Source organism: Paenibacillus sp. FSL R7-0652 (assembly GCF_038595045.1).
In the GTDB taxonomy this organism is placed as follows: domain Bacteria; phylum Bacillota; class Bacilli; order Paenibacillales; family Paenibacillaceae; genus Paenibacillus.
Genome location: NZ_CP152001.1, coordinates 1,410,997 through 1,422,446 on the forward strand (window position 1 = coordinate 1,410,997; position 11,450 = coordinate 1,422,446).

8 protein-coding genes are annotated in these 11,450 nt (G+C 47.0%); 6 read left to right on the forward strand and 2 right to left on the reverse strand.

Annotated elements, in window-relative coordinates; genetic code table 11:
• Positions 1 to 97 precede the first annotated feature (97 nt).
• The gene (locus MKY97_RS06215) at positions 98 to 577 is read right to left on the reverse strand and encodes a YbaK/EbsC family protein (protein ID WP_342554616.1); all 480 of its coding nucleotides are present in this window, start codon (positions 575 to 577) and stop codon (positions 98 to 100) included.
• A 30-nt stretch (positions 578 to 607) separates the two neighbouring features.
• The gene (locus MKY97_RS06220) at positions 608 to 1,165 is read right to left on the reverse strand and encodes an XRE family transcriptional regulator (RefSeq protein WP_342554617.1); all 558 of its coding nucleotides are present in this window, start codon (positions 1,163 to 1,165) and stop codon (positions 608 to 610) included.
• A gap of 1,048 nt (positions 1,166 to 2,213) precedes the next feature.
• Here MKY97_RS06220 and MKY97_RS06225 point away from each other — a divergent pair.
• The 6 genes from MKY97_RS06225 to MKY97_RS06250 all read left to right on the forward strand — a co-directional run bounded on the left by MKY97_RS06225 (position 2,214) and on the right by MKY97_RS06250 (position 11,326).
• Positions 2,214 to 3,863, forward strand: coding sequence for an ABC transporter substrate-binding protein (locus MKY97_RS06225; protein ID WP_342556257.1), 1,650 nt, complete (start codon positions 2,214 to 2,216; stop codon positions 3,861 to 3,863).
• A gap of 178 nt (positions 3,864 to 4,041) precedes the next feature.
• The gene (locus MKY97_RS06230; protein WP_342554618.1) at positions 4,042 to 5,046 is read left to right on the forward strand and encodes an ABC transporter permease; all 1,005 of its coding nucleotides are present in this window, start codon (positions 4,042 to 4,044) and stop codon (positions 5,044 to 5,046) included.
• A 143-nt stretch (positions 5,047 to 5,189) separates the two neighbouring features.
• The gene (gene nikC / locus MKY97_RS06235; protein WP_342554619.1) at positions 5,190 to 6,089 is read left to right on the forward strand and encodes a nickel transporter permease; all 900 of its coding nucleotides are present in this window, start codon (positions 5,190 to 5,192) and stop codon (positions 6,087 to 6,089) included.
• Positions 6,090 to 6,481: 392 nt separating this feature from the next.
• Positions 6,482 to 8,365 (forward strand): molecular chaperone HtpG, encoded by a 1,884-nt coding sequence (gene htpG / locus MKY97_RS06240; RefSeq protein WP_342554620.1) that lies wholly within the window; start codon positions 6,482 to 6,484, stop codon positions 8,363 to 8,365.
• Positions 8,366 to 8,792: 427 nt separating this feature from the next.
• Complete coding sequence (dgt, locus tag MKY97_RS06245; protein ID WP_342554621.1) at positions 8,793 to 10,208, forward strand: dGTP triphosphohydrolase; 1,416 nt, start codon at positions 8,793 to 8,795, stop codon at positions 10,206 to 10,208.
• A 140-nt stretch (positions 10,209 to 10,348) separates the two neighbouring features.
• Positions 10,349 to 11,326 (forward strand): MsnO8 family LLM class oxidoreductase, encoded by a 978-nt coding sequence (locus MKY97_RS06250; RefSeq protein WP_342556258.1) that lies wholly within the window; start codon positions 10,349 to 10,351, stop codon positions 11,324 to 11,326.
• Positions 11,327 to 11,450 lie beyond the last annotated feature (124 nt).

Genomic DNA, 11,450 nt, shown 5'->3' on the forward strand with positions numbered 1-11,450 from the left:
GAAAGTTAAAGAAGCTAATCACTATTACGATTGATTTCACTTGAATGTATTGAGTTATCGTTTCCCGTTAATGAAATGACAGAAAGTTAACACAAGTTTATTTTACACAGATTACTTGTCCTTTTGTCATTTGCACTAATTCTTCGGGTGTTAATTGAAACACTGCTTTTGGATGTCCGGCAGCAGCCCATATCTCTCTAAATTGTAACAAGTCTTCATCAATAAGAGTGATGAGGGACTCTGTATGTCCTAAAGGTGGTACGCCTCCAATAACAAACCCTGTGTGTTCACGTACAAAATCAGCGTCAGCTTTTCCTAAACGGTCATTCACGTGGGTGTTAATTTGTTTTTCATTAATTCGATTTACACCACTGGCTATAACCAATAAGGGTTTATCGTTACTTTTGAGTCGAAAGATAATTGACTTAGCTATATGTGCAACCTCGCAGCCTATCGTATCGGCAGCTTCCTGTGCAGTTCGCGTACTGTCAGGCAGTTCTATAACTTTATTTGCGTATCTCAACTCTATTAGTTTGTTTTGAACCTGTTGTGCACTATCTTTAAGTTGACTTGTCAACGTGTATCCCTCCTTAATAATTACATGCCATTAAGATTCCGCATAATACATAACAACCTGGATCGTCACATTTTCGTCCGATTTATTGATATAACGGTGTTCGACATTGCCTGCGAATCGTATAGCCTGTCCTTCTTGTAATGCATATATTTCATCCTTAATCTGTAGATTAAACACTCCGGAGATAACTGTGATGTACTCTTGAACCCCATCATTGTGTGGGAGTGAAACATAGTTACAAGTAGGACTAAGAATAATCGTGAACATTTCAATACGGGTTTGGGGGTCAAACGGAAACAGTAAGTATACTCTACAATTTCCATTGTCTTCTGTTAAATCCGGAATTTCTTTTCGAGCTGCAATGGATACTACTGCCTCATCCTCTTTAAGTAGAGACGAAAACGAAATATTAAGTCCCGTAGCAATTTTCCACACGGTTGTCACGGTGGGCTGCGTCTGTCCTTGCTCAATTTGATGAAGCATACCTTTACTAACCTTTGTTAAATTAGCAAGCTTATCTAAGCTTAACTGCCTATGTTTTCTAATACGCTGCAGGTTGTTTCCTATCCTGATGTGTATAGCATTCAAGTAGTAACACCCCTTTTTTTTGTTCATTATAGTATACAATTTTATCATTATATAGAACGTTTTTCAAATGCTGCATTGTGCTTAACTGTCTGTTCGTTTAAACATTTGCTGACATACTTACGGGCAAACATTTGATCCGTTTATGGTTAAGTCATAATGAATCATCTGTAGAAATAGAACAGATCTGAATCTGGAGAAAAACAGGAAGGAACACGGCGGTTATTGTCGATCTGTGTTCCTTTTTTATACATAATGTCAGTAAAAATAACGTGTATTAGGTCGCTTAAAACATATGTCTGTAAATCTCTTGTCTATTTGGTAAATGTGATGTAAAGTAAGTTACACGAAAATATTTTCTACCACGATTTAATTACAGAATCCTCCTCATCATGACAAAACTATAACATTGTAAGTTATTGTAGCGTCGTTCTGTTCTATTCTTATCTATCCGTGATTCTATCAGCATGACACCTCATGAAAAACAAACTCACTCTCACTGCCCTGCTAAAGCAAAATGCTCTGAGGAAAATTGACCTTAGTTTAATTAGGTCCGAGCCTTTCTTTGTGAACCACTGAAATAGGAATGCTTAATAGAGGACCTAAGCTGAGACTGATTAAGAGAATTAAAAGAAGCTTACTGCGTACTGCTGCTTAAGATTCGCTGCTTACTTCTTACAGCTCGCTGATCGCTGTCCACTTTGCTGCTAACTTTTCTAATAGCTGGTCCTGCAGGTTATACAGCTGTTATTTCATTTTATCCATTTAGGCCTTTAATTTTTGTTTTTATTTGTACGTTCTACTGTATTCTCCCGCTTGGTTATGGTGGTTGAACCACCTCTCCGCGCTCAACACTCTAACACAGGTATCAGAGGCAGTTAAAGCCTTTAATAGATGATACAAGTTTTCCAATGCTTACGACCGACGAAGAATCATCGGATGACTGACCAGCACCACCATTAACATCATTGTACAGACTGCCAGAGCTGCCGTTTTTTCATGCAGGCATTACACACATTATGAGACAGGGAAGGGTGTTGTACGTATGCGAATGAGAAAAAAATGGATGTCCGGTTTATTAACTTTGGCACTGAGTACGGTACTTGTGCTGTCCGGCTGCACCAGCAGCAATGAGGGCGGCGAGGGCACGCCAGCACCTGCGGAAGGTAGTGATCCCAAGGCGGAAACAGCTGCCCAGGATACGATGATTATGGGACGCGGCGGAGACTCGGTAGCGCTTGATCCAGCCATTGTGACCGATGGGGAATCCCTGAAGATTGGGCATCAGGTATTTGATTCCCTTCTGGATTACAAGGAGGGCGAAACCGAGGTTGTGCCGGGGCTGGCCGAGAGTTGGGAAATTTCCGCGGACGGGCTCAAGTATGTGTTTAAGCTAAAATCCGGGGTGAAGTTCCATGACGGTACCGACTTCAATGCGGATGCGGTCGTTTTCAATTTTAATCGCTGGAGTGATCCGGCAAGTGAATATAAATTCGAAGGAGATTCCTTCGATTACTATGATTCGATGTTTGGGCCGGAGGACGGACGCGTGATCAAGGAAGTGAAGGCGCTCGATGAAACAACGGTTGAATTTACTTTAACCCAGCCGCAGGCACCTTTCCTGCAAAACATTGCGATGACCCCGTTTGGCATAGGCAGTCCAAAGGCGATTCAGGAGAAAAAAGAAAACTTTAAGAGCGAGCCCGTAGGCACAGGTCCATTTGTATTCAAAGAGTGGAAGCGGAACGACTCCATCACTCTGGAGAAAAACGCGGACTACTGGAAGGAAGGACTGCCGAAGCTGAACAAGGTGATCGTGCGCTCCATCCCGGATAACACGGCCCGTTTCAATGCACTGCAGAATGGCGAGATTGATGTCATGGAAGACCTGAACCCGGATGATCTGAGCATTCTGGAGAGCAGCAGCGAGCTGCAGAAGATTGAACGTCCACCGTTCAACGTGGCGTATATCGGCTTTAATTTTAAGAAAAAACCGTTTGATAATGTCAAAGTCAGACAAGCCCTCAACCATGCCGTTAACAAACAAGCGCTTATCGACGCCTTTTTTGCCGGCCAGGCCAAGCCTGCCGTGAACCCGATGCCGCCTACGTTATGGGGCTACAATGATTCGATTGAAGATTACACCTATGATCTGGAAAAAGCGAAAGCGTTACTCGCCGAAGCCGGCTTCCCTGACGGGCTGCCTGATCCGGTGACATTTTATGCCATGCCGGTATCTCGTCCGTACATGCCAGATGGCAAGAAAATAGCGGAAGCGATTCAGGCAGATTTCGAGAAAATTGGCGTGAAAACAAACATCGAATCCCCCGAGTGGGCGACTTATCTGGACGATGCCAAAGCCGGGGAGAAGGATGATATCTACATGCTCGGCTGGACAGGGGACAACGGAGACCCGGATAACTTCCTGTATACCCTTTTGGACAAAGATGCCATTCCAGGCAACAACCGCAGCTTCTATGTGAATGAGGATCTGCATGTGCTGCTGACAGATGCGCAGAAAGAGACGGATCAGGACAAACGTGCGGAGCTGTACAAACAGGCCCAAGTGATCATCAAGGAAGACGCTCCCTGGATTCCGCTTGTGCATACAACGCCGATCTTGGCTGGTAAAGCGAACTTGAAAGGGTTTGTACCTTCTCCGCTCGGAAGCGAATCGTACGCAGGTGCTTACTTCGAATGATGATTTTGCGGGTTCTGAGTAAGAAGTGAACCGGAACGCGCTGGCGGACATGTAATGCTTGGCAGAAGCTGCATCTGGAGATAACGATCCTAAGCATACGTATTCGCTGGTGCGTTTTCTCTTATCTGAAGATCTGAAGACATGTATGATACGTACGTTTAGGGCAGGTGATCTGGAATTGAACAGTTATATTGTCAAACGCGTGCTGGTACTGTTACCCGTTTTGCTGGGGATGACGTTAATCGTTTTTTCGATCATTCATGCAATACCAGGTGATCCGGCAGAGACGATTCTGGGGCAAAAAGCAACCGAGCAGTCCAAACAGGCCCTTCGGGACCAACTTGGACTGGACAAACCCTGGTTACAGCAGTATTTCGCCTATCTGGGCGATCTGCTCAAAGGGGATCTGGGCACTTCCATTCGCACCAAAGTGCCTATTGCCCAGGAAATTGTACCTTATCTGACAGCAACGCTTGAACTTACCATGGCGAGTATGCTGTTTGCCGTCGTTATTGGCGTCAATGCAGGGATTGTCAGCGCATGGAAGCACAACTCCTGGTTTGATTACTGCTGTATGGTGATTGCTCTTGTGGGGGTATCCATGCCGATCTTCTGGCTCGGTCTGATGGAACAGTGGCTGTTCGCGAACAAGCTGCAGTGGCTCCCTTCGATTGGGCGAATGAATGCGCGTGATCCGGTTGACGCAATCACTGGTTTATACGTACTGGATACGATGCTTGCAGGCCGCTGGGATCAGCTGTGGACGGTGACAAAACATCTGATTCTGCCAAGTGTGGCACTGGGTACTATCCCGATGGCGGTTATTGCACGGATGACCCGTTCCAGCATGCTGGAAGTGATGAGTTCCGATTATATTCGTACCGCCAAGGCGAAAGGATTAGGGCCGTTTTTTGTCGTATATGGACATGCTTTGAAAAATGCATTTATCCCTGTGTTGACTGTCATCGGCATCCAAACTGGATCTCTGCTGGGTGGCGCGGTGCTGACGGAAACGATTTTTGCCTGGCCGGGTGTAGGGCGTTATATATATGAAGCGATTAGTTCACGGGATTATCCTGTGATTCAGAGTGGAATCCTGATCGTGGCTTTCTTTTTTGTATTGATCAATCTGATTGTAGATTTGCTCTATGCAGTGTTTGATCCAAGAATCAGCTACAAATAGGGAAGCGGATTCACAGGCATACCGATGCAAGGAGGCAAGCAACCGTGTACCTTGTGAAAGAAGCTGCTTCGGAAGCTTAGGCTGTGCATGTGTCACCGAATTTTCCCGTTCAACATATCTAAGTTCAACAAAGGAGAACCTGTATGGCCAAATTGTCGACCAATACCGGACAAAGCGTTGACGCGGTGCGAATGAATAGATCTGGCCCCTGGCGTGAGGCATGGACAACGTTTCGGCGAAATCGGCTTGCGCTGGCAGGCTTGATCATTATCGTTTTTTTCATCGTGCTGGCTTTCCTCGCACCGTACATCGCGCCATATGATTACAAAGAACAGGTGCTGCAGGAACGGCTTCAAGCTCCTTCGGCGGAGCATTGGTTTGGAACGGATGACCTGGGTCGGGATGTGTTTTCCCGTGTACTGCATGGGGCACGAATATCTTTGTGGGTTGGTTTTTTCTCGGTTATCGGTTCCATTATTGCAGGAGCGCTATTGGGATTGATCGCCGGATTTTATGGAAAATGGGCTGACATGATGATCTCGCGTTTGTTCGATATTCTGCTGGCCTTTCCGGGTATTTTGCTGGCCATTGCCATCGTTGCCATACTAGGTCCATCTTTGCAAAATGCGCTGCTTGCTATTGCGATTGTGAATGTTCCTACATATGGGCGGCTGGTGCGGTCCCGGGTGCTCAGTTTACGGCAGGAGGAATTTATTACATCGGCACGAACGCTGGGAGCGGGGAACGGACGCATCTTGTTTCGGCACATTTTACCAAACAGCCTAACGCCTCTCATTGTGCAGGGTACACTCGGAATCGGCACAGCGATTATCGAGGCAGCCGCACTTGGATTTCTAGGCATGGGAGCGCAGCCTCCCGACCCGGAATGGGGCAAAATGCTGTCAGACTCCCGCCAGTTTATTCAAAAGGCTCCATGGACACTAATTTTCCCGGGCCTTTCGATCATGCTGACTGTGCTTGGCTTCAATCTGATGGGCGATGGCCTGCGTGACACACTCGACCCCAAGATGGCAAAGAAGTAGGGAGCCGAAATGTTAAAATACAGGCGGAGCTGAAATATAATAGCGTTCTTGTGAATTGCGCCTGTAAGCTGCTCGTTACCATTCAACCGCACTCCACACCGTCCCAAATTTTGAGACGGTTTTTGTGTTGATCGAGCAAGTGCGTTAAACTGTGAAGAGAGGTCATACAGCTAGAGATGGAGCATCAGCCTGCGAGGGAAATCCATCATTTTGTGAAAATAACCATCTTTATATTGACACCCAATTTTCCCATATGTTATATAAAAAGAAGGGTTTAGCACTCTGGCTATTTGAGTGCTAACAAATAAGCGAAGTTACCATTACATATGGAATGATTTTGTGTTTGTGGACAGGATCATTTGATTCCCAAATTTGAAAGGAGCATTTCATTCATGGCGATTAAGAAAGAATTTCAGGCGGAATCCAAACGTTTGCTGGATATGATGATTAACTCCATTTACACCCAAAAGGAAATTTTCCTCAGAGAATTGATCTCCAATTCCAGTGACGCTATCGACAAAATATATTACAAAGCTCTAACCGACGACACGCTCGTTTTTAATAAAGAGGACTATTTCATCAAACTTACGATCGACAAGGAAAACCGCACGCTCACGATCACCGATACCGGGATTGGTATGACGCAGGAAGAGCTGGAGAACAACCTGGGTGTGATTGCGAAAAGTGGTTCCCTGGCGTTCAAAAAAGAAAACGAAGCCAAAGACGGCCATAACATCATCGGTCAATTCGGGGTTGGTTTCTACTCCGCATTTATGGTGGCGGACAAGCTGACGGTAACGAGTAAAACAGTTGGCAGCGACGAGGCCTGGAGATGGGAATCCGAAGGCGCGGATGGATACACGATCACACCCGCTGAGAAAGACAGCGTAGGGACAGAGATCGTTTTGACGATCAAACAAAATACCGAAGAAGACTCCTATGACGAGTTTTTGGAAGAGTATCGCCTGAGATCGATCATCAAGAAATACTCTGACTTCATTCGTTATCCGATCAAAATGGATGTGACCAGCCAGCGTCCGAAGGAAGGTACGGAGAACGAGTTTGAGGAATACAAGGAAGAACAAACCGTGAACAGCATGGTGCCAATCTGGCGTAAAAACAAAAGCGAGCTCACCGAAGAAGACTATACCAATTTCTATATGGAGAAACGGTACGGTTTCGATAAACCGCTGAAGCATCTTCATATCAGCGCGGATGGCGCTGTGGTATACAACGCGATTTTGTTTATCCCGGAGAACACGCCGTTTGACTACTACACCAAAGAGTATGAAAAAGGTCTGGAGCTGTACTCCAACGGGGTATTGATTATGGACAAGTGCGGCGACCTGCTGCCGGATTACTTCGGTTTTGTTAAAGGGATGGTGGATTCGGAGGATCTGTCTTTGAATATCTCTCGTGAGATGCTGCAGCATGACCGTCAGCTCAGCCTGATCGCGAAGAACATCAAAAACAAAATCAAGAGCCAGCTGCAGAGCCTGCTCAAAGACGAACGGGAGAACTACGAGAAGTTCTATCAAGCTTTTGGTCGTCAGCTGAAGTATGGTGTGTACAGTGATTATGGCGTAAATAAGGATACACTGCAGGATCTGCTGCTGTTCACGTCCTCGAAAGAGAACAAGCTGGTCAGCCTGGACGAATACGTCTCCAGAATGCCTGAAGATCAGAAATATATCTATTATGCCGCAGGTGAATCCATCAGCCGGATCGAGAAGCTTCCGCAGATCGAAGGAGTACTCGAAAAAGGCTATGAGGTGCTTTACTTCACCGACGATATCGATGAGTTCGCAATCAAGATGATTATGAACTATAAGGAAAAAGAATTTAAATCGATCTCCAGCGGTGATCTGGGCATTGAAGACAGCGCGGAGAAAGAAGAGACCGATGCGCAGGACAATGACAACAAGGAATTGTTTGAAGCGATGCAGGCACAGCTGGAAGGCAAAGTCAAAGCGGTGAAAGCCTCCAAGCGCCTCCGCAGCCATCCGGTATGTTTGTCCACCGAGGGCGAACTGACGATCGAGATGGAAAAAGTGTTAAAAGCGATGCCGAACAGCGGCGATGTACAGGCTGACAAAGTGCTGGAGATTAACGTGAACCACGATGTGTTCAAATCGTTGAAGGAAGCTTTTGCACAGGATAAGGAAAAGTTGAGCTTGTACACCAGCCTGCTGTATCATCAGGCACTGCTGATTGAAGGATTACCGATTCAGGACCCTGTTGAGTTTACAAACGATATCTGTAAGGTGATGGTGTAGGTCTGGAAGGAAAGGGTATGAAAATGTGAGTGCTGCATGGTCATACGGACCGATACGTTGGTATTTAAAACCTATACTTTGAAACTGAGCCCGACAGGACATGATGTGCCTGCCGGGTTCTTTTTCATGGAATGTTCTGAAATCTGGTCGCAATGTGGTGCAGTACGAGCATTCGTAGGAGCTCCATTTTTCAGCGTTCTGGCTTCATTCCATTCTTATCTGCGTACAGCCGTCTTCTCTGCAGCACAGCGCAGCACTTTAATCCGATGCACAGAGGATAATCTTGCGGGTATAATATACAGAGAGAGGCTGTACTTCATCAGTTGATGTGAGAAGAGTTGACATGACAGACGGATTTTGCTTTTCGAAACCGCAGATGTTGTGTATAATCACTCAAAATAGAGACAATCGGCTAGGAGTGATCCACATGCAATGGAACGATCTGAGAGAACATAGACAATATCCTGAACTTACGAAGCTGGAGGGCTCGCGTGCAGCATACGAACGTGACTATTCCAGACTGATTCATTCACCGACTTTCCGCAGACTGCAGGGCAAATCACAGGTATTCGGGGCCGGAACCGGTGATTATTATCGGACACGTCTTACTCATTCCCTTGAGGTGGCGCAAATTGCACGAGAAGCGGCCAGAAGTCTGCTGCGGCATTACCCGGAGGTAGACTGGGGTTTGGCGGAGAGTCCAGGTCTGATCATTGACTCGGAAGTTGTAGAATGTGCGGCAATCGCACATGATTTCGGCCATCCTCCTTTTGGGCATAAAGGGGAAGAGGTGCTGGACGGCATTCTGGATGATCTGATTAACAGCGAGACGAAGAAGATTATGAAGAAAAGCCGTGCAGCGAAGACCCCTAAGGCGGAATCCGATGTACGAGCGGAACTGAAACGCAAATACGAGCATTTTGAAGGCAACGCGCATAACTTCCGGCTCATTATGTATTTGGAGAAACGTGAAGATATTGATGGGCTGAACCTGTCCGATGCCGTACTGCTGGGGATCAACAAGTATCCCTATCCAGGCACCGAAAGCAAAAAAGGCATGTACCATCATGAATGGCAGTACATCCGCGAGATTCGGGACCGATGGAACATCCCGGCAGGCAAGAAAACACTTGAGGCCCAGCTGATGGACCTCTGCGATGACATCGCATATTCTGCACATGATCTGGAGGATGGCATCAAAGCTGGCAAAATCGAGGTGCATGAGCATTTCCTGCAGGACCAACATATCAACCGGCTTATCGTCGACAAAATCACCACACTGGAGGATCTGTTCTGGAAGGGCTGGACAAGAGAAGCGATCGCGGCAAAAGTAGAAGAGGTGCTTGCGTCATTTCTACGCATCTGGAATGAGAAGATGCCTTTCTGTGAGCACGATTACTCCCGTACCCGTCGTGAGGTGAAAGCGTATTGGGTCAGCCTTTTCGTAGGCAGTCTTGGTGTAATTGATGACGGGGACTGGAAAAAGGTAACCTTCGTCCGGGAAGGCGCGGAAGACCTCGACATGCTGCGCACGGTGAGTGTGCTCAAGAGCTTCGCCTGGGTGACGATGATCCGGGATCTGCGCGTACAGCGGCTGCAGAAACGCAGTGAATGGATGATTAAACGGTTGTGGGATGCCTTTCTGGATCCGGAAACATCAAAATCTATCATTCCTTCCGATTGGCTGCAGCGATACGAGAAAGATCAAGCGAAAGCACAGCCCATCTGGACTTGGGAGCATATGGTGATTGATTATATAGCAGGGATGACCGATGCGTTTGCCGAGAAGATCTATAATGAACTTTACGGTCTGAAGGTCGGTTCGATCTATGATCTGGATTAATAGAAGAGAGACGAGCAGCGGCAAAGGAGTTGTAGGAGTTGACTGCTAACTTTAGCGAAAACTTAAGTGAAAGTGGTAGTAAATATTATGGTAAAAGTGCTGGCCAGAACGCTGGAGACAATGCGGAGGGGAAATTCAGTCTGGGTGTGCTGGACCTTGTTCCCAGGCTGAATGACGCTTCTGCTGAACAGGCTCTCCAGCAGGCTGTCCTTCTGGCTCAACGTGCTGAAATATGGGGATATACCCGGTACTGGACGTCTGAGCATCATGATATGGATGAGCTTGCCTCTGCTGCTCCTGAGGTGCTGCTGGCACATATAGGTGCCAGAACCGAATCGATACAGCTTGGATCAGGCGCCGTTCTGCTTCCGCACTACAGCCCGCTTAAGGTTGCGGAGTCGTTCCGCCTGCTGGCTTCACTCTATCCGGGCCGCATCGAGCTTGGCCTGGGACGAGCTCCTGGCGGAGGGCCGCATGCAGCAATGGCACTTAGCGGCAACTACCTGCAGCATGTTGCGAATCTTCCTGCCGCACTTGCTTCCCTGACCGAGCTCTTGGAAGATCGGTATACGTATGAGAATGTTCCGGTTACAGCGCGTCCAATCCCCGATATTCCGTTATCTCTATGGATGCTGGGAACCAATGTCAAAAGTGCAGCATACGCCGCCCAGTTTGGTATGGGGTATGTATTTGGTCAATTTATGAGTGATTCCGATGGAGTGGAGGCGGTACAGCGTTATCGGAAAGACTTCGTGCCAAGTGCCCGGCTGAAGGAACCAGAAGTGATGGTGGCCATCCGGGTATTATGTGCAGCATCTGAAGACGAGGCTTTAACGTGGAGTCGTGAGATGACGGAACGACGTAAGAAGGAACAGGAAGTGTATCCAACCCGAGAGGACACTACCCAAACTGTCCCTTATAATAATACGTCACAGGCAGGAGATAACGATGCACTTCGGCAGATTGTCGGGACACCCGAACAAGTATGGCGTTATATCCGAGAGTTGGGTCAGCGACTGAGGACGAACCGCATACTCGTGGTCACGGCTGGACCTGATTATGAGCGGAGACTGGAATCTTATCGATTGCTGATGGAGGGCTTGAGTGAACAGCAATGAATCGTTTTTTTTCATGATAAACTTAATGAGTTAGATGTTGTGAAATCGACATGGTCGTATCAAATGAAAGATGATCAAACTAGCGATCTATCATATGTTAGAGACCAAGAGCTGCAGATCTGAA

What these genes read in the sequence shown, in the direction of transcription:
- dgt (WP_342554621.1), top strand. Translation starts at nt 8,793, where the DNA reads ATGCAATGGAACGATCTGAGAGAACATAGACAATATCCTGAACTTACG.
- htpG (WP_342554620.1), top strand. Translation starts at nt 6,482, where the DNA reads ATGGCGATTAAGAAAGAATTTCAGGCGGAATCCAAACGTTTGCTGGAT.
- MKY97_RS06225 (WP_342556257.1), top strand. Translation starts at nt 2,214, where the DNA reads ATGAGAAAAAAATGGATGTCCGGTTTATTAACTTTGGCACTGAGTACG.
- nikC (WP_342554619.1), top strand. Translation starts at nt 5,190, where the DNA reads ATGGCCAAATTGTCGACCAATACCGGACAAAGCGTTGACGCGGTGCGA.